This is a genomic window from Streptomyces sp. NPDC006393, assembly GCF_040628575.1.
GTDB lineage: Bacteria > Actinomycetota > Actinomycetes > Streptomycetales > Streptomycetaceae > Streptomyces.
Genome location: NZ_JBEXZD010000121.1, coordinates 1 through 23,773, shown reverse-complemented (window position 1 = coordinate 23,773; position 23,773 = coordinate 1). Strand labels below are relative to the sequence as shown.

The window sequence follows — 23,773 nt, the reverse complement described above, 5'->3', positions numbered from 1 at the left end:
ACCGGCTGTCCCGAGTGCCCCGGGCTCCTCAGTGCCCCTCCGGTGCGCGTGGCGGGCTGACGGTCGTGCGCGGTGAGCGCCGCTGGGACGAGGTGCGCACGATCAGCTCGGTCGGTATGACCTGCTCGACCGGGTGGTCGGACTCGTGTCCCTCGATGGCGTCGATGAGCAGCTGCACCACCGCCGTGCCGATGCGGCGCGGCTTGAGGGAGAGCGTGGTGATGGGCGGCTCGGTGTTGGCGTACACCGTGGACTCGCTGCAGCAGACCAGCAGCAGGTCGTCGGGGACGCGCAGGCCGTAGCGGCGGGCGGCGGCGAGCAGGTCGGTGCCGTTCGGGTCGAACAGCCCGTAGACGGCGTCCGGGCGGTCGGGGCGGGCGAGCAGCCGGTCGGCGGCGACAGCGCCCGCGCAGGGGTCGTGGGCGGGATAGGCCTCGTACACCGGGTCCTGTCCGACGCGCTCGCACCAGTGCAGGTAGGCGGTGGTCGACAGGTGGGTGTAGGTGTCCGTGGTGGTGCCGGTGAGCAGGCCGATGCGGCGGGCGCCGGCCTCGGCGAGGTGGTCGAGGATGTCGAGCACGGCGGCCTCGTGGTCGTTGTCGACCCAGGCGGTGACGGGGAGCGAACCGGCCGGGCGGCCGTCGCTGACCACCGGTAAACCCTGACGGACCAGTTCGCTGACGACCGGATCCTGGTCGGAGGGGTCGATGACGACCGTGCCGTCCAGGGCGACGTTCGACCACACGTCGTGGCGTGAGGTCGCGGGGAGGATGACGAGGGCGTAGCCGCGGGCGAGCGCGGCGGAGGTGGCGGCGCGGGCCATCTCCGCGAAGTACGCGAACTCGGTGAAGGTGAAAGGTTCATCCCCGTACGTCGTCACGGTCAGGCCGATGAGGCCCGACTTGCCGGTACGAAGGGTGCGGGCCGCGGCCGAGGGCCGGTATCCCAGCCGGTCGGCGACCTCGCGGACATGGCGTCGGGTGGCGTCCGGGAGCCTGCCCTTGCCGTTGAGGGCGTCGGAGACGGTCGTGATGGAGACTCCGGCGGCGGCGGCCACGTCTCTGATGCCCGCCCGGCCCGGCCGACTGCCTCGACGTGAGGTTTCCGCGCGGCTCACCTGGTGCTTCCCTGCTGCTGTCATGGCGAGCCGATAGTAGGGCTCATGGGGTGGGGTAGTGCGGACGCATATGCGCGCATTGACAGGCACGTTTCTGCATGGTCATCTCCGCCCAACTACCTTAGAAAACAAGTCAGTTAGCCGTTGGAATGCCAGGAGATGACGCGGTGGCACGCGTGCGCCTGGCGTGCCTCCGAGGTCTCGAAGAGGTCTCAACTCACCTTCACGAGGGATGCGCGCCACGGCGCGAGCCACCGGCGCGTAGATATATGTGTGGCGCGCCCCTCGTATCCGTACATATTCGTACGATGATGCCGCCGACGTCGCTGATGCGGTGCGACAGTCCAGGTCGGCGGCCGGACGGGAGTGATGGGGCCCGACCCGTTCGCACGGGCGCCCAATCCTCATAAGGTGTGCAGTATTGAAAGCCGGTGTGGTCACGAGGAGGACTGCGGTGAGCGAGACGAGCCCGAAGCTGCGCGCCGAGCTGGAGGGTATCCCCACCTACAAGCCGGGCAAGCCCGCCGCGGCCGGCGGCCCGGTGGCATACAAGCTGTCCTCCAACGAGAATCCGTATCCGCCGCTGCCGGGTGTCATGGAGACGGTGACGGCCGCCGCCTGCTCCTTCAACCGGTACCCGGACATGGCGTGCAGCGCGCTGACCGAGGAGCTGGCCGAGCGTTTCGGGGTGCCGGCCTCCCACATCGCCACCGGCACCGGCTCCGTCGGTGTCGCCCAGCAGCTGCTCCAGGCCACCAGCGGCCCCGGCGACGAGGTCATGTACGCCTGGCGTTCCTTCGAGGCCTACCCGATCATCACGCAGATCAGCGGGGCGACCTCGGTGCGGGTCCCGCTGACGCCGGGCGATGTGCACGACCTGGACGCGATGGCGGACGCGATCACCGACCGCACCCGCCTGATCTTCGTCTGCAACCCCAACAACCCGACCGGCACGGTGGTGCGGCGGGCCGAGCTGGAACGCTTCCTCGACCGGGTGCCCGGCGATGTCCTGGTGGTGCTCGACGAGGCTTACCGCGAGTTCATCCGCGACGCCGAGGTGCCGGACGGTGTGTCGCTGTACCGGGAGCGGTCCAACGTCTGTGTGCTGCGCACGTTCTCCAAGGCCTACGGCCTGGCCGGGCTGCGAGTGGGCTTTGCGATCGCCCATGAACCGGTGGCGGCGGCGCTGCGCAAGACGGCGGTGCCGTTCGGAGTGAGCCAGCTGGCCCAGGACGCGGCGGTCGCCTCGCTGCGCGCCGAGGACGAGCTGCTCGGCCGGGTCGGCTCGCTGGTGTGCGAACGTACGCGCGTGGTCGACGCGCTGCGCGCGCAGGGCTGGACGGTGCCCGAGACGCAGGCGAACTTCGTGTGGCTGCGGCTGGGGGAGCGGACGATGGCCTTCGCCCAGGCGTGTGAGCAGGCGGGCGTGGTCGTGCGGCCGTTCGCGGGCGAGGGGGCGCGGGTGACCGTCGCGGAGACCGAGGCGAACGACCTCTTCCTGAAGACCGCGGAAGCGTTCCGCAGGGAGGCCTGAGCGGCCGTTCCGATCTTCTGATCGCTGCTCGTTCTTCCGATCTCCCTCACCTTGACCCTCATCTTGATCCGCCGGACGGGCCCTTAGTCCTCGAGAGCTTCCACACGTACCGGGTCGCCGGCGCGCACGGTCGCCAGGCGGCGGGGGTCGCCGTCGATCCGGCCGAGGACGTTGCACGGGCTCGCGAGGCGGCACTCTCCCCCGAACTCCGTTCGGGGGAGACCCCAGCCTTGCGAGATCGGCGTGGGCCCATAAGGGACGGCCAGAGCATCACCGTCGGTCCAGAAGGCGACCGTGCCGGGATCGACGACCTGCCGGGCGTCCGTTTCACGTGGAACGCAGACGCCGGTGTCGAAGTAGACCTCCTCGCCCCAGGTCTGGGCGGTGGAGACCAGGGGCAGCTCCTTGGCGAGGGCCCGGGTGGTCGGGGTGTCGTCGAGGGTCGCGGTGAGGTGTCCCGCGGGCCAGGAAATCCGTATCTGCATGAGGCGCAATTCAACAACTTGTTGAAGTTCTTGCCAAGGCCTTGACGTGACGGCGAAGGGGGACCCCCGGGTTCCCCGCCGAAAATCAGTGCGTCATAATTGCTTGTGAATGTGAACGCGTTCACAAGCGAGTCCGATTGCTGCCTTGTTGTGTAGGACACACCGGGGCAAACCGCCGCCGTGACCACGGCGACGTAAGGAGAGTGACGACGTGAACCTGGCTTTGGCGCCGGAGACACTGGCGCGCTGGCAGTTCGGCATCACGACCGTCTACCACTTCCTGTTCGTTCCGCTGACGATCTCTCTGGCCGCTCTGACGGCCGGGCTGCAGACCGCCTGGGTGCGCACGGAGAAGGAGAAGTACCTCAGAGCGACCAAGTTCTGGGGCAAGCTCTTCCTGATCAACATCGCCATGGGTGTGGTCACCGGCATCGTGCAGGAGTTCCAGTTCGGCATGAACTGGTCGGACTACTCCCGCTTCGTCGGCGACATCTTCGGTGCCCCGCTCGCCTTCGAGGCACTGATCGCGTTCTTCTTCGAGTCGACCTTCATCGGCCTGTGGATCTTCGGCTGGGACAAGCTCCCCAAGAAGATCCATCTGGCGTGCATCTGGATGGTGTCCCTCGGCACGATCCTCTCGGCGTACTTCATCCTCGCGGCCAACTCGTGGATGCAGCACCCCGTCGGCTACCGGATCGACAAGGCCAGGGGCCGCGCCGAACTCACCGACTTCTGGGCCGTCCTGACCCAGAACACCGCGCTCAGCCAGGCCTTCCACACCCTCTCCGCCGCCTTCCTCACCGGTGGCGCCTTCATGGTCGGCATCGCCGCCTACCACCTGCTGCGCAAGAAGCACGTGAGCACGATGAAGACCTCGCTGCGGCTCGGCCTGGTCACCGTCGTCATCGCCGGCCTGCTCACCGCCGTCAGCGGTGACACCCTCGGCAAGGTCATGTTCAAGCAGCAGCCGATGAAGATGGCCGCCGCTGAGGCGCTGTGGGACGGACAGAAGCCGGCCCCCTTCTCGCTCTTCGCCTACGGCGACGTGGAGAAGGGCCACAACACGGTCGCGATCGAGATACCCGGCCTGCTGTCCTTCCTGGCCGACGACAGCTTCAGCTCCTACGTCCCCGGCATCAATGACGTCAACAAGGCCGAGCAGCAGAAGTTCGGGCCCGGCGACTACCGGCCCAACATCCCCGTGACCTTCTGGGGCTTCCGCTGGATGATCGGATTCGGCATGGCGTCCTTCGCCATCGGCCTGGCCGGACTCTGGCTCACCCGCAAGAAGTTCATGCTGCCGGAGCATCTGCGGGTCGGTGAGGACGAGGTGCCGCACCTGGTCCTGTTCAGGAACAAGGCACTCGGTCCGCAGCTGACGACGTGGTACTGGCGGATCGCGATCTGGACGCTCGCGTTCCCGCTGATCGCCAACTCCTGGGGCTGGATCTTCACCGAGATGGGCCGCCAGCCCTGGGTCGTCTATGGCGTGCTGCAGACCCGGCACGCGGTCTCCCCCGGCGTCTCCCAGGGCGAGGTCATCACCTCCATGACCGTCTTCACCCTGCTCTACGCCATTCTCGCCGTCGTCGAGGTGAAGCTGCTCGCGAAGTACGTCAAGGCCGGCCCGCCGGAGCTCACGGAGGCCGACCTCAACCCGCCCACGAAGATCGGCGGCGATGTCCGTGACGCCGACAAGCCGATGGCCTTCTCGTACTAGGCCGAGGGAGGCACAGTCATGGAACTGCACGACGTCTGGTTCGTCCTCATCGCCGTCCTGTGGACCGGTTACTTCTTCCTGGAGGGCTTCGACTTCGGGGTCGGCGTCCTCACCAAGCTGCTCGCCCGGAACCGGGCCGAGAAGCGGGTTCTGATCAACACCATCGGCCCCGTCTGGGACGGCAACGAGGTCTGGCTGCTCTCCGCGGGCGGCGCCACCTTCGCCGCGTTCCCCGAGTGGTACGCCACGCTCTTCTCCGGCTTCTACCTGCCGCTGCTGGTCATCCTGGTCTGCCTGATCGTGCGGGGCGTCGCCTTCGAGTACCGGGCCAAGCGGCCCGAGGAGAACTGGCAGCGCAACTGGGAGACCGCCATCTTCTGGTGCTCGCTCCTTCCCGCCTTCCTGTGGGGCGTGGCCTTCGGCAACATCGTGCACGGGGTGCCGATCGACCGGAACCTCGAATACGTCGGCGGCGTCGGCGACCTGCTCAACCCGTATGCGCTCCTCGGCGGCCTGGTCACCCTGACGCTGTTCACCTTCCACGGTGCGGTGTTCACGGCGCTGAAGACCGTCGGCGACATCCGGGAACGGGCGCGCGGGCTGGCCCTGCGTCTGGGCCTTGTGACGGCCGTCGTGGCCCTGGCCTTCCTGTTGTGGACACAGGCCCACTCGGGCAACGCCCGGAGCCTGGTGGCGCTGGTCGTGGCGGTGGGGGCCCTTGTCGCCGCACTGGGGGCCAACCAGATCGGGCGGGAGGGATGGGCGTTCGCCCTGTCCGGTCTCACCATCGTGGCCGCCGTGGCGATGCTCTTCCTGTCGCTCTTCCCGAACGTCATGCCGTCCACGCTGGACGCGGACTGGAGCCTGACGGTCACCAACGCCTCCTCCAGCCCCTACACCCTGAAGATCATGACTTGGTGCGCGGGGATCGCCACACCGATCGTCCTGCTCTACCAGGGGTGGACCTACTGGGTGTTCCGTAAGCGGATCGGCACGCAGCACATCGCCGAAGCCGCGCACTGAGTCCGACCGGGGTGTGTTTCGCGTGAGACACACCCCTCTGGACCGAAGGGCATGTTTCACGTGAAACCGATCGATCCGCGTCTCCTCCGCTACGCGCGGGCCACCCGGCTCTTCCTGATGGCCGTCGTCGGCCTGGGGGTTCTCGGCGCGGGCCTGGTCATCGCGCAGGCCATGCTCATCGCCGACGTAGTGGTCGGCGCCTTCCAGCACGGGATGGCGGTCAGCGAACTCCGCACTCCCCTGCTGCTGTTGGCGACGGTCGCCTGCGGCCGAGCACTGGTCTCCTGGCTCACCGAGCTCGCCGCGCACCGGGCGAGCGCGGCGGTGAAGTCCGAACTGCGCCGCCGGCTGCTGGACCGCGCGGCGGCGCTGGGTCCCGGATGGCTCAGCGGGCAGCGGACCGGCTCGCTGGTGGCGCTGGCGACCCGCGGCGTCGATGCCCTGGACGACTACTTCTCGCGCTATCTGCCGCAGTTGGGGCTCGCGGTGGTCGTCCCCGTGGCGGTACTGGCGCGGATCGTCACCGAGGACTGGGTGTCGGCGGCCATCATCGTCGGCACCCTTCCGCTCATCCCCGTCTTCATGATGCTGATCGGCTGGGCCACCCAGTCCCGCATGGACCGCCAGTGGCGGCTGCTGTCCCGGCTCTCCGGTCACTTCCTGGACGTGGTCGCGGGACTGCCGACCCTGAAGGTTTTCGGCCGGGCCAAGGCGCAGGCGGAGTCAATCCGGCGCATCACGGACGAGTACCGGCGCGCGACCCTGCGCACCCTGCGGATCGCCTTCCTCTCCTCCTTCGCACTGGAGCTGCTGGCCACGCTGTCGGTGGCCCTGGTCGCCGTGACGATCGGCATGCGGCTGGTCAACGGCGACATGGACCTGTACACGGGCCTGCTCATCCTCGTCCTCGCGCCGGAGGCCTACCTGCCGCTGCGCCAGGTCGGCGCCCAGTACCACGCCGCGGCGGAGGGACTGGCGGCCGCGGAGGAGATCTTCGCCGTGCTGGAGACGCCGCTGCCGCAGTCCGGAGCGGCAGCCGTCCCCTGCGGGGCGCTGACCTTCGAGGACGTGCGCGTCCGCTATCCCGGACGGTCGGTGGACGCCGTGGCCGAGGTGTCCTTCGCCGTGCGGCCGGGGGAGACGGTCGCGCTCGTCGGGCCGAGCGGCGCCGGCAAGTCGACCCTGCTGAACGTTCTGCTGGGCTTCGTCCGGCCCACCGAGGGCCGGGTGCGCGTCGGGGGAGCCGATCTCGCCGACCTCGATCTGGAACAGTGGCGGTCCCGTATCGCCTGGGTGCCGCAGCGCCCGCACCTGTACGCCGGGACGATCGCCGAGAACGTACGGCTGGCACGGCCCGACGCGGACGAGGCGGCCGTACGCAGGGCGCTGGCCGACGCCGGGGCCCTGGGGTTCGTCGATGCGCTGCCGGACGGGACGCGGACCGTGCTCGGTGAGGACGGCGCCGGACTCTCCGCCGGTCAGCGGCAGCGACTCGCGCTGGCGCGGGCCTTCCTCGCCGACCGGCCGATCCTGCTGCTGGACGAGCCGACGGCCGCGCTGGACGGAGCCACCGAGGCCGAGGTCGTGGCGGCGGTGCGGCGGCTGTCGGCCGGGCGGACGGTGCTGCTCGTCGTCCACCGGCCGGCCCTGCTGGGGGTCGCGGACCGGGTGGTGCGGCTGGACGGCGCCCACCGGCACGGCCTTGCGCCCGCCGCGCTGGTGCCCGTGAGCCGTCCGGAACCCACGGCGGAGACGGTGCGCGAAGGCGCGCTCACTCCGGAGGGCGGGTCCGGGAACGCGACCGTAGCGGCGACAGGCGGCGTCCTCACCCGGGTCCGTGCGATGTCAGGCCCCCGGCGCGGGCGCCTCGCCCTCGCCCTGCTCCTCGGCAGCCTCGCCCTGGGCAGCGCCGTCGGACTCATGGCCACCTCCGGATGGCTCATCTCCCGGGCCTCGCAGCATCCTCCCGTGCTCTACCTGATGGTGGCCGTCACGGCGACACGGGCCTTCGGTATCGGCCGGGCCGTGTTCCGGTACGCGGAACGGCTGGTGTCCCACGACGCGGTGCTGCGGATGCTCGCGGACACACGGGTGGCCGTCTACCGGCGCCTGGAGCGGTTGGCGCCCGCCGGGCTGCGTGGGCTGCGCCGGGGCGATCTGCTGACGCGGCTCGTCGCCGATGTCGACGCGCTGCAGGACTACTGGCTGCGCTGGCTGCTGCCGGCTGGCGCGGCGCTGGTGGTGTCCGCAGCCTCCGTAGCCTTCACCGCCTGGCTGCTGCCCGAGGCCGGTGCCGTCCTCGCCGTCGGGCTGCTCGCGGCCGGCGCCGGTGTCCCGTTGGTCACCGGCGCCGTGGCCCGGCGCGCCGAGCGGCGGCTGGCCCCGGCCCGCGGCGCCCTCGCGACCCGTGTGACCGACCTGCTCACCGGGACCGCCGAACTGACGGTCGCCGGCGCCCTGCCCGCCCGTGCCGCCGAGACGCGACGGGCCGACGATGCGCTGACCCGGATCGCCTCGCGCGCGGCCACCGCCACCGCGCTCGGTGACGGGCTCACCGCCCTGGTCTGCGGGCTGACCGTCGCGGCGGCGGCCCTCGTCGGCGTCCAGGCGGTCGCCGGCGGACGGCTGAGCGGGGTGGCCATGGCCGTCGTCGTCCTCACCCCGCTCGCCGCCTTCGAAGCGGTGCTCGGCATGCCGCTCGCCGTGCAGTACCGGCAGCGGGTGCGTCGCAGCGCGGAGCGCGTGCACGAGGTCCTGGACGCCCCCGGGCCCGTCCGTGAGCCCGAGCGACCCCGGCAGGCGCCCGCGTCGCCGTTCCCGCTCGCCGTCAGGGGCCTGACGGCCCGGCACGCTGGGCAGGGCCGGGATGCCCTCACCGGGCTGGACCTGACCCTGGAGAAGGGCCGCAGGGTGGCGGTGGTCGGGCCGTCGGGATCCGGCAAGACGACGCTGGCACAGGTGCTGCTGCGGTTCCTCGACCCGGGGTCGGGCGCTTACACGCTCGGCGGCGTCGACGCCCGCGCGCTGGACGGCGACGACGTACGACGGCTCGTCGGGCTCTGTGCCCAGGACGCGCACCTCTTCGACAGCTCGGTGCGGGAGAACCTGCTGCTGGCGAAGAAGGACGCCACCGAGCCCGAGCTGCGTGACGCGCTGGCCCGGGCCCGGCTGCTGGACTGGGCCGACACTCTGCCCGACGGCCTCGACACGCTCGTCGGCGAGCACGGCACGCGGCTGTCCGGTGGCCAGCGGCAGCGGCTGGCCCTGGCCCGTGCGCTGCTCGCGGACTTCCCCGTCCTGGTCCTCGACGAGCCCGCCGAGCACCTGGATCTCGAGACCGCCGATGCGCTCACCGCCGATCTGCTGGCCGCCACCGAGGGCCGTACGACGGTGCTCATCACCCACCGCCTGGCCGGACTGGAGGCCGTGGACGAGGTGATCGTGCTGGACGAGGGCCGTGTGGTCCAGCGGGGGCCGTACGCGGAGCTGGCGGCCCTTCCCGGGCCGCTGCGGCGGATGGCGGAGCGGGAGGCCGCGGCGGAGCTGCTGGTGGGGGTGCGGTAGCGGCGCGCTCCCGGAGAACTACCGCCGCTCCCCCAGCAGCCGCTCGATCACGACGGCGACACCGTCCTCGTTGTTGGCGACCGTGCGGCCGGACGCCGCGGCGATCGCGTCGGGGTGGGCGTTGCCCATGGCGTAGGACCGGCCGGCCCAGGTGAGCATCTCGATGTCGTTCGGCATGTCGCCGAAGGCGACGACCTCCTCGTGCGAGATGCCGCGCTCGGCGCAGCACAGGGCCAGCGTGCTGGCCTTGGAGACGCCCGGGCCGCTGATCTCCAGCAGGGCGCTGGGGCTTGAGCGGGTGATGGTGGCGCGTTCCCCGACGGCGAGGCGGGCGACGGTGAGGAAGGCGTCCGGGTCCAGCGTCGGGTGGTGGGCGAGGATCTTCAGGACCGGCTGCCCGGCGGCGACGCTGCCGGGTGCCAGCAGCTCCTCGGCGGGCGCGAGGGCGTCCGGCACCTCCATGTGCAGCTTCGGATAGTCCGGCTCCTGGTAGAAGCCGTACGTCTGCTCGACCGCGTAGACCGTGCCGGGCGCCGCCTCGCGCACCAGCCGAACAGCGTCCAGCGCGTTCTCCCGCGCCAGTTCGCGGATCTTCACGAAGCGGTGTGCGCCGGGGCCGCCGTGGAGGTCGACCACGGCGGCGCCGTTGCCGCAGATCGCCAGGCCATGGCCGTGGACATGGTCGCTGACGACGTCCATCCAGCGGGCCGGGCGGCCGGTGACGAAGAAGACCTCGATACCCGCCTCCTCGGCTGCGGCGAGGGCGGCGACCGTGCGGGGCGACACCGACTTGTCGTCGCGCAGCAGGGTTCCGTCGAGGTCGGTGGCGATGAGCCGTGGCTTGACGACGGGAGCACCTCCCGACTCGAGCGAGGTCGAGAGCTTGGGAGAGGCCGGGGGCTCGGGCTGTCGAGTCGCTGAGGTCACCGGGTCATTGTCCCGCATATGCCCGCACGCCCGTGCGGGAGTGTGCACATTTGAGGGGTCGCCTCGGTCACGTCAGCTGGGAGGGCGCTTCCATGGCGATCCGTTCGAACACCTTCTCGTCCGCGGCGAAGTCCGAGTCGGGGATCGGCCAGTGGATCACGATCTCGGTGAACCCCAGCTCCTGGTGGCGGCCGGCGAAGTCGACGAAGGCGTCGAGGGACTCCAGCGGACGCCCCCGGTCAGGAGTGAAGCCCGTCAGAAGGATCTTGTCGAGGCCGGCGACGTCGCGGCCGATCTCGGCACACGCGTCGGCGAGCTTCTCGGCCTGGCCGCGGAGGGCCTGCACCGACTGCGCCGGCGTGCCGTTCTCGAACAGCTTCGGATCGCCCGTGGTCACCCACGCCTGGCCGTACCGGGCGGCCAGCCGCAGCCCGCGCGGGCCGGTGGCGGCCACCGCGAACGGCAGCCGGGGCCGCTGGACGCAGCCGGGGATGTTGCGGGCCTCGTGCGCCGAGTAGAAGTCGCCCTCGTACGACATGCCCTCCGTGCCGTCCTCGGTCAGCAGCCGGTCGAGCAGCAGGACGAACTCGGCGAAGCGATCGGCACGCTCGCGGGGAGTCCAAGGTTCCTGGCCGAGCGTGGTGGCGTCGAAGCCGGTGCCACCCGCGCCGATGCCGAGGGTCACCCGGCCGCCGGAGATGTCGTCGAGCGAGATCAGTTCCTTGGCGAGGGTGACCGGGTGCCGGAAGTTCGGCGAGGTGACCAGGGTGCCCAGGCGGAGCCGCTCGGTCGCGGCCGCGGCCGCGGTCAGCGTGGGCACGGCACCGAACCACGGGCCGTCCCGGAAGCTGCGCCAGGACAGGTGGTCGTAGGTGTAGGCGGTGTGGAAGCCCAGCTGTTCGGCGCGCGTCCACGCCGAACGGCCGCCCTCGTGCCAGCGGCGGTAGGGAAGGATCACGGTGCTCAAGCGCAGACTCATGGACGCGAGCCTAAGCGGCTACCGGTGTTTCACGTGAAACCGTCACCGCGCGCGGCTGTTCAGCCACGGAGTGAGGCCGATCATGGGGATGCGCTCCTTGTACGTGCGGTCGCCGGGCAGGGGCACGACCATGCGGTAGCCGGGCGGGAAGCGCCGCCCTTTGACGTATGCCATGCCGTCGAGGACGGCGCGGAGAAAGGCGGGGACGTCGTCGCGGGGCAGATCGGGGAACTCCACGCCCTCGACGGTGATCAGTGCGTCGTCCTCCGGGTAGAGCCGCACGGCGATCCGGGGCAGGCCGCCGAACTCGATGAAGGCCTCGTGCGGGAGCGACCCGTCCGGATCGCTGGTCACGCCGACGCCGGCGGCGCTGCGACGGGAGGTCTGGTCGGCGCCGATGTCGTGGGTCACCTCGATCTCGCGTGCGTACGCGGCCGCGATGGCGCGGCAGGCGGTGACGGCGGCCTCGGTGGTGGGCAGGTGGCGGTCCATGGCGACGATCATGCCCGGGCCGGGTCAGTGACCCGAGGGAAACCGCAGGTACCGCGGTGGCACTGCCTTGGTCAGCCATACCCCGTTGGCGCTGACGTGGAAGACATGGCCGTCCCGGTGCATGGCGGAGGCGTCGACGGCGAGCACGACGGGGCGGCCGCTACGGGCGCCGACGCGGGTCGCGGTCTCCCGGTCCGGTGAGAGATGCACGTCGTGCCGGTTCATGGGCCGCAGCCCCTCGGCGCGGATCGCCTCCAGATTGCGGGCCACGGTCCCGTGGTAGAGGCAGGACGGCGGGGTCGCCGGGGGCAGTCCGAGATCGACGTCGATGCTGTGGCCCTGGCTGGCGCGGATGCGGTCGCCCTCGATCGCGAACCGCTGCTTGTCGTTGTTTGCGACGACCTGGTCCAGTTCCTCGCGGGTGAAGGGGAAGCCGTGGGCGGCAGCCGCCGCGATCAGCGCGTCGATCCCCACCCAGCCGCTCTCGTCCAGGGTGAGCCCGATCCTCCCGGGTTGGTGGCGCAGGTGCTTGGAGAGGTACTTCGACACCTTCACGGTGCGTCTTTCGTCCATGCCACCAGCGTGCCGGGAGAGACGAGCATCACGCAGGCCTTTTTCACTCCGGAGGTTTGATCCACAGCCACGGCATGTTGTCCACAAGTGAACGGGCTCTTCTGTGGACAACCGACCTCCGAGCGAGGGCGTTGTGCCGGAGACCGCTGCTCACGCAGGCCGCTTCGGACGCCGCACGGCCACGGCTCACAGTCGTGGCCGCACCCGTGCCAGCCTGCGCAGCGCACGCGGAGTGAAACGGGACATCGCGTGGAAGAGGCGCGCCTCCGGAGTCACCGGCACCATCGCCTCGTCGCGTACGACCGCGCGCAGGATCGCCTCGGCGACCTTCTCCGGCGGATAGCCGCGCAGCCCGTACAGCCGGGCAGCGCGCTGCCGGAGGCGCCCCTCCTCGTCCGCGTCGACGCCCGCGAACCGTGCCGTCGAGGTGATGGCCGTGTCGACGAAGCCGGGACAGACCGCCGTGACGCCGATCCCCTGTCCGGCCAGCTCGGCACGCAGACACTCGCTGAGCATCAGCACCGCCGCCTTGGAGGTGCTGTAGGCGGGCAGCGCCCGGGAGGGCTGGTACGCGGCCGCGGACGCGATGTTGACGACATGGCCGCCCTGGCCGCGCTCGGCCATCTGCCTGGCGAACAGCCGGCAGCCGTGGATCACGCCCCACAGATTGACGTCGAGGACGTTCTTCCAGTCCTCCACGGTGTGGTCGAAGAAGGAGCCGGACAGACCGATGCCCGCGTTGTTCACGAGGACGTCCACCACGCCGTGCTCGGCGGCGACCTTCTCGGCCAGCTTCTCCATGGCCTGCCCGTCGGAGACGTCCACGGCCTCGCCCCAGGCGGCCGGCGCGCCGAGCGGCCGGGCCAGCTCGGCGGTGCGCGCGGCGGCCTCCGCGTCCCGGTCCACGGCCACCACGCGCGCGCCGGCCTCGGCGAACGCGAAGGCCGTGGCCCGCCCGATGCCGCTGCCCGCTCCCGTGACCAGCACGAGCTGTCCGGCGAAGCGGTCGGCGTACTTCCCCGTGGTGGCGGGCTGCGGCCGTCCGCTCTCGGTGGCGGTCACGAACTCCGTGATCCAGGCGGCCAGCCGGTCGGGCCGGGTGCGCGGGATCCAGTGCTTGGCGGGGAGCGTGCGACGCACCAGCCGCGGTACCCACCGCTCCAGGTCGTCGTACAGCCGCTCGGACAGGAACGCGTCCTTGACGGGGGTGATGAGCTGCACCGGAGCGTGTGCGTGGGCGTCCGTCCGCGGGCTGCGCAGCCGGGCGCGCACGTTGTCCCGGTACAGCCAGGCCCCGTGCGCGGCGTCCCGGGGCAGGGACGGCGTCGGGTAGCCGCCGCCGGGCACCTTCTCGACCCGCTGGAGGATCTTCGGCCAGCTTCTGCCGAGCGGACCGCGCCAGGCCAGTTCCGGCAGCACGGGCGTGTGCAGCAGGTACACGTACCAGGACTTGGCGCCCTGACCGAGGAGTTGGCCCACGCGACGTGGAGTGGGGCGCCTGAGGCGGGTGTTGATCCAATGGCCGAAGTGGTCGAGTGACGGTCCGGACATGGAGGTGAACGAGGCGATCCGGCCCCGGGTGCGTTCGACGGTGACGAACTCCCAGGCCTGCACCGAGCCCCAGTCGTGTCCGACCAGGTGCACCGGGCGGTCGGGGCTGACGGCGTCCGCGACCGCGAGGAAGTCGCCGGTGAGCTTCTCCAGGGTGAACCCGCCCCGCAGCGGCCGCGGTGCGGTGGAGCGGCCGTGGCCGCGGACGTCGTACAGCACGACATGCAGTCCGCCGGGACCGGCGAGGCGTTCGGCCACCTCGGACCAGGCCTCCTTGCTGTCCGGGTAGCCGTGCACCAGGACGACCGTCGGCTGCCGCGGGTCGCCCAGCTCGGCCACGCACAGCTCGACCCCGCCGGTGCGCACCCGGCGTTCCCGTGCGCCGTTCAGCGACGTCACGTGCGTCACCTCTCCTCCGCCGAGTGCTTGTCCGCCGAGTGCCGTGGGCGACTGTGGCAGTTGTTAGACGGGTCGTCAATAGGGCCGGGTGGACGCGGCTCCACCCGGTGTCGTGAGACTTCAGGGCGTGACCCCTAGGGTCCCCGTAATACTCGAGTCGGAGGCCGAAACGGCTCTGGGGTCTGACGACTGGCGTGGCACGGGTCACTACCGTCTAAGACGTGACTGTGATCGCGACCGAAAGCCTGAGCAAGCGGTTCCCCCGGGTGACCGCGCTTGACCGGCTCTCCGTGGACGTCGGACCCGGTGTGACCGGACTCGTCGGCGCCAACGGAGCCGGCAAGTCCACACTGATCAAGATCCTGCTGGGTCTGTCCCCCGCCACGGAGGGCCGCGCCGAGGTGCTCGGCCTCGACGTCGCCACCAAGGGCGCCGCCATCCGCGAGCGCGTCGGCTACATGCCGGAGCACGACTGCCTGCCACCCGACGTCTCGGCCACCGAGTTCGTCGTCCACATGGCGCGCATGTCCGGCCTGCCGCCCACCGCCGCGCGCGAGCGCACCGCGGACACGCTGCGCCACGTCGGACTGTACGAGGAGCGCTACCGCCCCATAGGCGGCTACTCCACCGGCATGAAGCAGCGCGTCAAGCTAGCCCAGGCCCTGGTGCACGACCCGCAGCTGGTCTTCCTCGACGAGCCGACCAACGGCCTCGACCCGGTCGGCCGCGACGAGATGCTCGGCCTGATCCGCCGGATCCACACCGACTTCGGCATCTCGGTCCTGGTCACCTCGCACCTGCTGGGCGAGCTGGAGCGCACCTGCGACCACGTCGTCGTCATCGACGGCGGCAAGCTCCTGCGGTCCAGCTCCACCACCGACTTCACCCAGACCACGACCACCCTCGCGATCGAGGTCACCGACAGCGACGAGCACCCGGACGGCACCCGCGCGGTGCGCGACGCGCTCCACGCGCGCGGGATGCAGACCGAGGACGGCACCGGCCTGCCGGGCGCGGGACACGTCCTGCTCCTCACCGCGCAGGGCGAGGAGACGTACGACCTGGTGCGAGACGTCATCGCGGACCTCGGCCTCGGCCTGGTGCGCATGGAACAGCGCCGGCACCACATCTCGGAGGTCTTCCGGGACGACGAACAGCGCGACGGACAGCGGAAGGAGGCGGTCGGCCATGGCAGTTGAGCAGCCCATGAGCGCACCCGTCACGCGGTCGGGTGACCAGACCCGCATCCACAACATCGGCTACCGCACCTACGACGGCCCCCGCCTCGGCCGGGCCTACGCCCGCCGCTCGCTGTACTCGCAGTCCCTGCGCGGCGCCTACGGCCTCGGCCGCTCGGTCAAGTCCAAGGTGCTGCCGATGCTGCTGTTCGTGGTGATGTGCGTGCCCGCGGCCATCATGGTCGCTGTCGCGGTCGCCACCAAGGCCAAGGACCTGCCCGTCGACTACACGCGCTACGCCATCATCATGCAGGCCGTGATCAGCCTGTACGTCGCCTCGCAGGCACCCCAGTCCGTCTCACGCGACCTGCGCTTCAAGACCGTGCCGCTGTACTTCTCGCGGCCCATCGAGACCGCCGACTACGTCCGCGCCAAGTACGCGGCACTGGCCTCGGCCCTGTTCATCCTGACCGCCGCACCGCTGCTCGTGCTCTACGTCGGCGCACTGCTGGCCAAGCTGGACTTCGCCGACCAGACCAAGGGATTCGCACAGGGACTCGTCTCCGTGGCACTGCTCTCACTGCTCTTCGCCGGCATCGGCCTCGTCATCGCCGCCGTCACCCCGCGCCGCGGCTTCGGCATAGCCGCAGTGATCGCCGTACTGGTCATCTCCTACGGCGCGGTCTCCACCCTCCAGGCCATCGCCGACGCCCAGAACAACACCGGCGCGATCCCCTGGATCGGCCTGTTCTCGCCGGTCACCCTGATCGACGGCGTGCAGACCGCCTTCCTGGGCGCGACGTCCGCGGCGCCCGGTGCCGTCGGCCCCGGCACCGGAGAAGGCGTCGTCTACGTCCTCGTCCTCCTGGGCCTCATCGCCGCTGCCTACGGCCTCCTGCTGCGCCGCTACAAGAAGGTGGGACTGTGACGACCCTCAGCATCGACCACGTCTCCCGCTGGTTCGGCAACGTGGTCGCCGTCAACGACATCACCATGACGATCGGCCCCGGCGTCACCGGTCTGCTCGGCCCCAACGGGGCCGGAAAGTCCACGCTGATCAACATGATGGGCGGCTTCCTCGCCCCCTCCACCGGCTCCGTCACCCTGGACGGACAGCCCGTGTGGCGCAACGAGCAGATCTACCGGCACATCGGTGTCGTCCCCGAGCGGGAGGCGATGTACGACTTCCTCACCGGGCGCGAGTTCGTCGTCGCCAACGCCGAGCTGCACGGCCTCGGGGCCAAGGCGGCACAGAAGGCGCTGGCCACGGTCGAGATGGAGTACGCGCAGGACCGGAAGATCTCCACCTACTCCAAGGGCATGCGGCAGCGCGTGAAGATGGCCAGCGCCCTCGTGCACGACCCGTCCCTGCTCCTGCTGGACGAGCCGTTCAACGGCATGGACCCGCGCCAGCGCATGCAGCTGATGGATCTGCTGCGGCGCATGGGCGACGAGGGCCGCACGGTGCTCTTCTCCTCCCACATCCTGGAGGAGGTCGAGCAGCTCGCCTGGCACATCGAGGTGGTGGTCGCCGGCCGGCACGCTGCCAGCGGCGACTTCCGCAAGATCCGCCGTCTGATGACCGACCGCCCGCACCGCTATCTGGTGCGCTCCAGCGACGACCGCGCCCTCGCGGCCGCGCTGATCGCCGACCCGTCGACGTCCGGCATCGAGGTCGACCTTGCCGAGGGCGCGCTGCGCATCCAGGCCGTCGACTTCGGCCGGTTCACCACCCTGCTGCCGCGGGTGGCCCGGGACCACGGCATCCGGCTGCACACGGTCTCGCCGTCCGACGAGTCCCTCGAGTCCGTCTTCTCGTATCTGGTCGCGGCGTAGGAGGCCGAAGATGTACGACCCCACAGTCGCCCGGCTCACCTACCGGGCCCTGCTCGGCCGTCGCCGGGCCCTCATCCTCGGCGCGCTGCCGCTGCTGCTGATCGTCATCGCGGTGGTCGTCCGCGCGCTCACCGGCGCCGACGACCAGACCGCGGTGAACGTCCTGGGCGGGTTCGCGCTCGCCACCATGGTGCCGATCATCGGTGTCATCGCCGGAACCGGCGCGATCGGCCCGGAGATCGACGACGGCTCGGTGGTGTACCTGCTGTCCAAGCCGCTGAAGCGGCCGACGATCATTCTCACCAAGCTGATCGTGGCGATCGCGGTGACCATGGTGTTCTCGGCGGTGCCCACGCTGGTCGCCGGGCTGATCCTCAACGGCAACGGGCAGCAGATCGCCGTCGCCTACACGGTGGCCGCACTGATCGCCTCCATCGCCTACGCGGCCCTGTTCCTGCTGCTGGGCACGGTCTCCCGGCACGCGGTGGTCTTCGGCCTCGTCTACGCCCTCGTCTGGGAGGCGCTGTTCGGCTCACTGGTGCCCGGGGCGCGCACCCTGAGCATCCAGCAGTGGTCCCTGGCCGTGGCGCACAAGGTCGCCGGCGGAGACCTGGTCACCTCCGACGTCGGGCTGCCGACGGCGACGGTGCTGCTGGTGCTGGTGACCGTACTGGCCACCTGGTACGCCGGGCAGAAGCTGAGGGCCCTGACCCTCGCCGGGGAGGAGTGAGACCTGGCCCGCTCACCGGGCGGGCCTCACCCGGCCTTGACGGAGGTTTCACCTCCACGCACGCACACTGGGCAGAGCGGACGGACGACCAGGAGGACGGGATGGCGGGTGAGACGCCGGAACACGACGGCCGTGGGGCCACCGGCGACGGGTGGGACGACGTGGTCCTCGACGCGGACTTCATACGGGCCGCCGAGACCACCGAGCCGTCCGCCCGGGCTCGTGTGCTCGCCGCCCGCTGGCGCCGCGAGGCACCCGAACCACAGCCCTGGCGCTCCGATGAGCCGCCCGCGGGATGGTTCTTCAGCAAGGTCCGCCGGCGCAGGTGGCGGCGGCGCTGAGCCGTCGCGCGGCGGGCGTTTAATTCGGTGGCGACGGTGGCGCCGGGACGGCACAGTGGTGGAGTCCGCAGCGCCGGGTCGAGCCGGCGCCACGTTCTGGGAGAGGAGCGGTGGCGATGTCCATGCACGGCAGTACGCCCAGCTCCCGGCAGGGCAGCCCGCGGCGGGCTCCGGAGTAGTCCTCACCGCTCCGTCGAGCCCGCCCCGCACGGGGAGCTGCCCGGGGCGGCCGCTTCGAGCACGCGATCCCTGTCGCGTGGGCCGCCCACCCGGAGGATTGGCCGAGTGGTAAGGCACCGGCTTGCTAAGCCGCGGTCGGGGTGAAACCCCGCGCACGTTCGATCCGTGCATCCTCCGCAGAGACCGAGACGGCACAGACCGAAACGCACGACCGAGAGCCGGCGGGAACCGCGGGTTCAGCCCAGGAACCGTTCCAGCACCACCGCGATGCCGTCCTCCTCGTGGGAGGCCGTCACCTCGTCCGCGACCGCCTTCAGTTCCTCGTGGGCGTTGGCCATGGCCACGCCGTGCGCGGCCCAGGCGAACATCGGGATGTCGTTGGGCATGTCGCCGAAGGCGAGCGTGTCGGCGGCCTTCAGGCCCAGCCGTCGTGCGGAGAGGGAGAGGCCCGTCGCCTTCGACAGTCCGAGAGGGAGGAGTTCGACGATGCCCTCGCCGGCCATGGTGACCGAGACGAAGCCGCCCGCGGCCCGGTGGGCCGCGTCGGCGAGCTCGTCGTCGGTGAGGGTCGGATGCTGGACGTAGATCTTGTTGAGCGGTGCGCTCCACAGGTCCGAGGCGTCCGTGAACGGGGTGGCCGGCAGGGCGCCGGTGAGGGCGTAGCCGGGGCCCACGAGCACCTCGCCGTCCAGGCCGTCCCGGCTCGCCGCGAGGTACAGCGGGCCGACCTCCGCCTCTATCTTGGCCAGGGCCACCCCGGCCAGCTGCCGGTCCAGGGTCACCGAGGTCAGCAGACGGTGCTCACCCGCGTCGTACACCTGGGCGCCCTGGCCGCAGACCGCGAGGCCCCGGTAGCCGAGGTCGTCGAGGATGTGCCGGGTCCAGGGGACGGCACGGCCGGTGACCACGATGTGCGCGGCACCCGCCGCGGTGGCCGCGGCGAGCGCCTCACGGGTGCGGGGCGATATCGACTCGTCGGAGCGCAGCAGCGTGCCGTCCAGGTCGGTCGCGATCAGCCGGTAGGGGAGGCCGCCGGACGTCTCGCCGGCGGCCTCGGGAGCGGGGTCGGTCACTTGGCCACCGGCTCCAGGACCTCCCGGCCGCCGAGGTAGGGACGCAGCACCTCGGGCACGCGCACGGAACCGTCGGCCTGCTGGTGGTTCTCCAGGATCGCGACGATGGTGCGCGGGACGGCGCACAGCGTGCCGTTGAGCGTGGCCAGCGGCTTGACCTGCTTGCCGTCGCGGACACGGATCTGCAGCCGGCGCGACTGGTACTCGGTGCAGTCCGAGGTGGAGGTCAGCTCGCGGTACTTGCCCTGGGTGGGGATCCACGCCTCGCAGTCGAACTTGCGCGCGGCCGAGGAGCCCAGATCACCCGAGGCCACGTCGATGACGCGGAACGGCAGCTCCAGCGAGGTCAGCCACTGCTTCTCCCACTCCAGCAGCCGCTGGTGCTCCGCCTGCGACTCCTCGGGGGCGACGTAGGAGAACATCTCGACCTTGTCGAACTGGTGCACGCGGAAGATGCCGCGGGTGTCCTTGCCGTGCGAGCCGGCCTCGCGGCGGAAGCACGGCGAGAAGCCCGCGTAGCGCAGCGGCAGGCGTTCCCCGTCGATGATCTCGTCCATGTGGTAGGCCGCCAGCGGCACCTCCGACGTGCCGACCAGGTAGAGGTCGTCCTTGTCGAGGTGGTAGACGTCCTGGGCGGCCTGGCCGAGGAAGCCGGTGCCGGCCATCGACTGGGGGCGAACCAGCGCAGGGGTCAGCATCGGGGTGAAGCCGGCCGCGGTGGCCTGCGCCATCGCCGCGTTCACCAGGGCCAGCTCCAGCAGGGCGCCGACACCGGTGAGGAAGTAGAAGCGCGAACCGGACACCTTGGCGGCGCGCTCCACGTCGATCGCGCCGAGGAGCTGGCCCAGTTCCAGGTGGTCCTTGGGCGCGAAGCCCTCGGCGGCGAAGTCGCGGATCGTGCCGTGCGTCTCCAGCGTGACGAAGTCCTCCTCACCGCCGACGGGCACGTCGGGGTGCACGAGGTTGCCGAGCCGGAGCAGCAGCTCCTGGGTCTCGGCGTCCGCCGCGTCGCGCTCGGCGTCGGCCGCCTTGACGTCGGCGGCGAGCTGGCTCGCCCTCTTCAGCAGCTCGGCCTTCTCGTCACCGGCGGCCTTGGGGATGAGCTTGCCCAGCGCCTTCTGTTCGGCGCGCAGCTCGTCGAAGCGGACGCCGGACGACCTGCGCCGCTCGTCGGCAGACAGGAGGGAGTCGACGAGCGCGACGTCCTCTCCACGGGCGCGCTGGGAAGCGCGCGCACGGTCGGGGTCCTCACGGAGCAGACGAAGGTCAATCACGCGGTCAAGGCTACCGGTGCGGCGTTCCCGCTCACGACCCTGTATTCCGAACCGCGCGTCTCGGTGCCGTTCACCGCCGTACACACCGTTATGGACAAATTGCGCAGTGTGTCAATAAAGAGGTGCCCCGCCCCCTGGAAGAGGGCAGGCCACGGATGCCTGGTTGACTGGATTTCCTTGTGTGGAACGGGACTTGGAGCCCGTGTTGTCCACAGGGATCCATGCCCCCCGGCAAGTTATCCACAGGCTGTGTGCAAGATCTGTGGACTTCGGAATTGATCACTCCGCAAGCGGGGGCCGGAAGGAAGAATTCCCGGTGCAAACCGGCCTGACACCCACTTTCGGGTGGAAAGGGGTCGCCCCAAAAGATGAACCAAAGGAAACGGGTGGACGAAGGGTCGCCTACGGGGTGATGGCCCGGCTTGCGGCCCGTGGGGCGATTTGTCGACCGAGTGGCCGTGTGGTGTCGACTTGTCCCCAGGTCGATCAGGGCACCTGTGGATAACTTCTGTGGATGACGAAGATCTGCAGGTAGGACCGGTCGCACCCGGTCAGAAACGGCTAGAAACGGCCGTCCTGGCAGCGTGCCACCCAGTCCGCCGCCGCCGCGAACTCCCCGTCCGACGTCCCCGTGGACGGCGGCCGCACGTCCGCCACCCCGATGTCCGCACGCGGATAGGAGCCGAGGAAACGCACCTGAAGACAGATCCGCTTCAGGCCCATCAGGGCCTCCGCCATCCGGCGGTCGCTGATGTGGCCCTCGGCGTCCACGCAGAAGCAGTAGTTGCCGATGCCCGCGCCGGTCGGCCGGGACTGGAGCAGCATGAGGTTGATGCCACGGGAGGCGAACTCGCCCAGCAGGTCGCGCAGGGCGCCGGGGTGGTCGTCGCGCTGCCACAGGACCACGGAGGTCTTGTCCGCGCCGGTGGGCGCGGCGGGCCGGGCGGGCCGGCCGACCAGCACGAACCGGGTCTGCGCGTTCTCCGCGTCGTGGATGCCGGTCTCGAGGGGCTCCAGCCCGTACCGTTCGGCCGCGAACTCACCGGCGAAGGCGGCGTCGTAGCGGCCCTCCTGGACCAGGCGCGCGCCGTCCGCGTTCGAGGCGGCGGACTCCCACACGGCGTCCGGGAGGTTCGCCCTCAGCCAGTTGCGCACCTGCGGCTGTGCGGCCGGGTGGGCGGTGACCGTCTTGATGTCGGACAGCTTGGTGCCGGGCCGGACCAGCAGCGCGAAGGTGATCGACAGCAGCACCTCGCGGTAGATCATCAGCGGCTGGCCCGCGACCAGCTCGTCGAGCGTCGTGGTGATGCCACCCTCGACGGAGTTCTCGATCGGCACGAACGCGGCCTCGGCGTCACCGGTGCGGACCGCGTCCAGCGCGGACTGCACGGACACGTATGGGACCAACTCCCGGGTGGCCGCCTCGGGAAGCGTGCGCAGGGCCACCTCGGTGAAGGTGCCCTCGGGGCCGAGATACGCATAGCTCGCTGGCATGTCCTCACCCTAATGGCCTCGACCCGACTCGGCCCCTGTGTCTCATGCGCGCCCCTCCCATGGGTGACCCACCGAGCCCCCTCGGAGCAGCTGTGATCGCTCCAGCGGCCGTGTCACCCCTCCAGCAGCCGCTGCCCCACGTACTCGCCCTTGGCCGCCCCGCCCGGGACGGCGAACAGTCCGCTGGCCTCGTGCCGGATGAACGACGACAACGCGTCACCGCGGTCCAGCTTGCGCTGCACCGGTACGAAACCCCGCAGCGGGTCCGCCTGCCAGCAGATGAACAGCAGGCCCGCGTCCGGGGCGCCGTCGGCGCCGAAGCCGTCGTGGTAGGAGAACGGGCGCCGGAGCATGGCGGCGCCGCCGTTCTGGTCGGGCCGGGTGATGCGGGCGTGGGCGTTGATCGGGACGACGTAGGAGCCGTCCTTGCCCGCCTTCTCCAGGTCCATGGCGGTCGTCTCGGTCCCCCCGCTCAGCGGCGCGCCGTCGGACTTGCGGCGTCCGATGACGTTCTCCTGCTGGGCGAGCGAGAGCTTCTCCCAGTCGTCCAAAAGCATGCGGATGCGGCGAACGACGACGTAGGAGCCGTTCGCCATCCAGGCGGGTTCGCCGTTCGCGGGGACGAAGATCCGCTGGTCGAAGTCGGCGTCGGACGGCTTGGGATTGCGGGTGCCGTCGACCTGGCCCATCAGGTTGCGGGCCGTCATGGGCTGCGCGGTGGCGCCCGGGGAGCGGTTGAAGCCGTTCATCTGCCAGCGGAGCCGGGCGGCGCTGCCCGCGTCCTTCTGGATCGCGCGCAGGGCGTGGAAGGCGACCAGTGCGTCGTCGGCGCCGATCTGCACCCACAGGTCGCCGTTGCTGCGGGCCTTGTCGAGGTGGTCGGAGGAGAAGTCGGGCAGCGGGTCGAGGGCGGCCGGCCGCTGCTTCCCGAGGCCCGTGCGGGCGAAGAAGCTGTGGCCGAAGCCGAAGGTGACCGTGAGCGAGGAGGGGCCGGCGTCCCGGGCGACGTCGGTGTCGTCGTGCGCGGCCGGCTCGCCCGCCATCAGGCGGTCGGCCGTGGACGACCAGCGACGCAGCAGCGCCACCGCCTCCTTGCGGCCCGCGCCGGCCGCCAGGTCGAAGGCGACCAGGTGGCCGCGGGCCTGCAGGGCGTCGGTGATGCCGGGCTGATGTTTCCCGTGAAACATCGCCCGGTTCGCGCCCAGCGAGGTGAGCGGGGTGGCCGCGGCGGGTGCAGACCAGCAGCATGTCGGCCTTGAGGACCTGCTTGCCGTGCCGGGCCTTCACGGTGACGGCCACGCCG

19 protein-coding genes, 1 tRNA gene and 1 pseudogene are annotated in these 23,773 nt (G+C 70.8%); 10 read left to right on the top strand and 11 right to left on the bottom strand.

Annotation, left to right across the window (positions count from 1 at the left end):
- Positions 1-28: 28 nt before the first annotated feature.
- Positions 29-1,141 carry a LacI family DNA-binding transcriptional regulator gene (locus tag ABZ484_RS33005; protein ID WP_358869618.1) on the bottom strand — a complete coding sequence of 371 codons (1,113 nt, stop codon included), beginning with the start codon at positions 1,139-1,141 and terminating at the stop codon, positions 29-31.
- 430 nt (positions 1,142-1,571) lie between these two features.
- Between ABZ484_RS33005 and hisC the strand changes: the two genes are divergently transcribed.
- Positions 1,572-2,651, top strand: a complete 1,080-nt coding sequence (gene hisC, locus ABZ484_RS33000; protein ID WP_358869617.1) for a histidinol-phosphate transaminase — start codon at positions 1,572-1,574, stop codon at positions 2,649-2,651.
- Positions 2,652-2,734: 83 nt separating this feature from the next.
- Here hisC and ABZ484_RS32995 read toward each other — a convergent pair whose 3' ends face one another.
- Positions 2,735-3,136, bottom strand: coding sequence for a cyclophilin-like fold protein (locus ABZ484_RS32995; RefSeq protein ID WP_358869616.1), 402 nt, complete (start codon positions 3,134-3,136; stop codon positions 2,735-2,737).
- Between the two features lie 211 nt (positions 3,137-3,347).
- Between ABZ484_RS32995 and ABZ484_RS32990 the strand changes: the two genes are divergently transcribed.
- From ABZ484_RS32990 to cydD, 3 genes are read left to right on the top strand one after another with little or no spacing between them, the layout of a single operon-like run.
- Positions 3,348-4,856, top strand: coding sequence for a cytochrome ubiquinol oxidase subunit I (locus ABZ484_RS32990; RefSeq protein ID WP_358869615.1), 1,509 nt, complete (start codon positions 3,348-3,350; stop codon positions 4,854-4,856).
- An 18-nt stretch (positions 4,857-4,874) separates the two neighbouring features.
- Positions 4,875-5,879, top strand: a complete 1,005-nt coding sequence (gene cydB / locus ABZ484_RS32985) for a cytochrome d ubiquinol oxidase subunit II (RefSeq protein ID WP_358869614.1) — start codon at positions 4,875-4,877, stop codon at positions 5,877-5,879.
- A 51-nt stretch (positions 5,880-5,930) separates the two neighbouring features.
- Positions 5,931-9,443, top strand: a complete 3,513-nt coding sequence (gene cydD / locus ABZ484_RS32980; protein WP_358869613.1) for a thiol reductant ABC exporter subunit CydD — start codon at positions 5,931-5,933, stop codon at positions 9,441-9,443.
- An 18-nt stretch (positions 9,444-9,461) separates the two neighbouring features.
- Here the strand turns inward: cydD and ABZ484_RS32975 are convergent, their stop codons facing one another.
- The 5 genes from ABZ484_RS32975 to ABZ484_RS32955 form a co-directional block, all read right to left on the bottom strand.
- Complete coding sequence (locus ABZ484_RS32975) at positions 9,462-10,388, bottom strand: Cof-type HAD-IIB family hydrolase (RefSeq protein WP_358869612.1); 927 nt, start codon at positions 10,386-10,388, stop codon at positions 9,462-9,464.
- Positions 10,389-10,437: 49 nt separating this feature from the next.
- Complete coding sequence (locus ABZ484_RS32970) at positions 10,438-11,349, bottom strand: LLM class flavin-dependent oxidoreductase (RefSeq protein WP_358869611.1); 912 nt, start codon at positions 11,347-11,349, stop codon at positions 10,438-10,440.
- Positions 11,350-11,391: 42 nt separating this feature from the next.
- Complete coding sequence (locus ABZ484_RS32965) at positions 11,392-11,853, bottom strand: hypothetical protein (RefSeq protein WP_358869610.1); 462 nt, start codon at positions 11,851-11,853, stop codon at positions 11,392-11,394.
- A 12-nt stretch (positions 11,854-11,865) separates the two neighbouring features.
- Positions 11,866-12,414 carry an RNA 2'-phosphotransferase gene (locus ABZ484_RS32960; RefSeq protein WP_358869609.1) on the bottom strand — a complete coding sequence of 183 codons (549 nt, stop codon included), beginning with the start codon at positions 12,412-12,414 and terminating at the stop codon, positions 11,866-11,868.
- Between the two features lie 186 nt (positions 12,415-12,600).
- Positions 12,601-14,364: an SDR family oxidoreductase gene (locus ABZ484_RS32955; RefSeq protein ID WP_358869620.1), complete on the bottom strand. Its 1,764-nt coding sequence runs from the start codon at positions 14,362-14,364 to the stop codon at positions 12,601-12,603.
- Positions 14,365-14,591: 227 nt separating this feature from the next.
- Between ABZ484_RS32955 and ABZ484_RS32950 the strand changes: the two genes are divergently transcribed.
- The 6 genes from ABZ484_RS32950 (at position 14,592) to ABZ484_RS32925 (ending at position 18,806) form a co-directional block, all read left to right on the top strand.
- Positions 14,592-15,563 carry an ABC transporter ATP-binding protein gene (locus ABZ484_RS32950; protein ID WP_358869619.1) on the top strand — a complete coding sequence of 324 codons (972 nt, stop codon included), beginning with the start codon at positions 14,592-14,594 and terminating at the stop codon, positions 15,561-15,563.
- On the top strand, positions 15,553-16,470 hold the full coding sequence (locus tag ABZ484_RS32945; RefSeq protein ID WP_358869608.1) for an ABC transporter permease: 918 nt from the start codon (positions 15,553-15,555) through the stop codon (positions 16,468-16,470). Before ABZ484_RS32950 ends, ABZ484_RS32945 begins: the two co-directional genes overlap by 11 nt.
- Positions 16,467-17,378: an ABC transporter ATP-binding protein gene (locus ABZ484_RS32940; RefSeq protein ID WP_189902659.1), complete on the top strand. Its 912-nt coding sequence runs from the start codon at positions 16,467-16,469 to the stop codon at positions 17,376-17,378. The genes ABZ484_RS32945 and ABZ484_RS32940 overlap by 4 nt, the downstream gene beginning before the upstream one ends.
- 10 nt (positions 17,379-17,388) lie before the next feature.
- On the top strand, positions 17,389-18,108 hold the full coding sequence (locus tag ABZ484_RS32935) for an ABC transporter permease (protein WP_358869607.1): 720 nt from the start codon (positions 17,389-17,391) through the stop codon (positions 18,106-18,108).
- A 101-nt stretch (positions 18,109-18,209) separates the two neighbouring features.
- Positions 18,210-18,449, top strand: a complete 240-nt coding sequence (locus tag ABZ484_RS32930; RefSeq protein WP_358869606.1) for a hypothetical protein — start codon at positions 18,210-18,212, stop codon at positions 18,447-18,449.
- Positions 18,450-18,720: 271 nt separating this feature from the next.
- Positions 18,721-18,806, top strand: a tRNA-Ser gene (locus ABZ484_RS32925).
- Between the two features lie 59 nt (positions 18,807-18,865).
- Here ABZ484_RS32925 and ABZ484_RS32920 read toward each other — a convergent pair.
- The 4 genes and pseudogenes from ABZ484_RS32920 to efeB all read right to left on the bottom strand — a co-directional run.
- Complete coding sequence (locus ABZ484_RS32920) at positions 18,866-19,702, bottom strand: HAD family hydrolase (RefSeq protein ID WP_358869605.1); 837 nt, start codon at positions 19,700-19,702, stop codon at positions 18,866-18,868.
- A complete protein-coding gene (gene serS / locus ABZ484_RS32915) occupies positions 19,699-20,976 on the bottom strand; it encodes a serine--tRNA ligase (RefSeq protein WP_358869604.1) in 1,278 nt (425 codons plus the stop codon). Before serS ends, ABZ484_RS32920 begins: the two co-directional genes overlap by 4 nt.
- Positions 20,977-21,537: 561 nt before the next feature.
- Positions 21,538-22,470 (bottom strand): prephenate dehydratase, encoded by a 933-nt coding sequence (pheA, locus tag ABZ484_RS32910; RefSeq protein ID WP_358869603.1) that lies wholly within the window; start codon positions 22,468-22,470, stop codon positions 21,538-21,540.
- A gap of 113 nt (positions 22,471-22,583) precedes the next feature.
- Positions 22,584-23,708: pseudogene (efeB, locus tag ABZ484_RS32905) on the bottom strand (iron uptake transporter deferrochelatase/peroxidase subunit); the annotation flags it as partial.
- Between the last annotated feature and the right edge of the window lie 65 nt (positions 23,709-23,773).

Excerpts from the sequence above, each read along its gene's own strand:
- ABZ484_RS32945 (WP_358869608.1), top strand. The coding sequence starts at position 15,553 with ATGGCAGTTGAGCAGCCCATGAGCGCACCCGTCACGCGGTCGGGTGAC.
- ABZ484_RS32975 (WP_358869612.1), bottom strand. The coding sequence starts at position 10,388 with ATGCGGGACAATGACCCGGTGACCTCAGCGACTCGACAGCCCGAGCCC.
- ABZ484_RS32995 (WP_358869616.1), bottom strand. The coding sequence starts at position 3,136 with ATGCAGATACGGATTTCCTGGCCCGCGGGACACCTCACCGCGACCCTC.
- ABZ484_RS32930 (WP_358869606.1), top strand. The coding sequence starts at position 18,210 with ATGGCGGGTGAGACGCCGGAACACGACGGCCGTGGGGCCACCGGCGAC.
- ABZ484_RS32970 (WP_358869611.1), bottom strand. The coding sequence starts at position 11,349 with ATGAGTCTGCGCTTGAGCACCGTGATCCTTCCCTACCGCCGCTGGCAC.
- ABZ484_RS32960 (WP_358869609.1), bottom strand. The coding sequence starts at position 12,414 with ATGGACGAAAGACGCACCGTGAAGGTGTCGAAGTACCTCTCCAAGCAC.
- pheA (WP_358869603.1), bottom strand. The coding sequence starts at position 22,470 with ATGCCAGCGAGCTATGCGTATCTCGGCCCCGAGGGCACCTTCACCGAG.
- ABZ484_RS32965 (WP_358869610.1), bottom strand. The coding sequence starts at position 11,853 with ATGATCGTCGCCATGGACCGCCACCTGCCCACCACCGAGGCCGCCGTC.
- cydD (WP_358869613.1), top strand. The coding sequence starts at position 5,931 with ATGTTTCACGTGAAACCGATCGATCCGCGTCTCCTCCGCTACGCGCGG.
- ABZ484_RS32935 (WP_358869607.1), top strand. The coding sequence starts at position 17,389 with ATGTACGACCCCACAGTCGCCCGGCTCACCTACCGGGCCCTGCTCGGC.
- ABZ484_RS33005 (WP_358869618.1), bottom strand. The coding sequence starts at position 1,141 with ATGACAGCAGCAGGGAAGCACCAGGTGAGCCGCGCGGAAACCTCACGT.
- cydB (WP_358869614.1), top strand. The coding sequence starts at position 4,875 with ATGGAACTGCACGACGTCTGGTTCGTCCTCATCGCCGTCCTGTGGACC.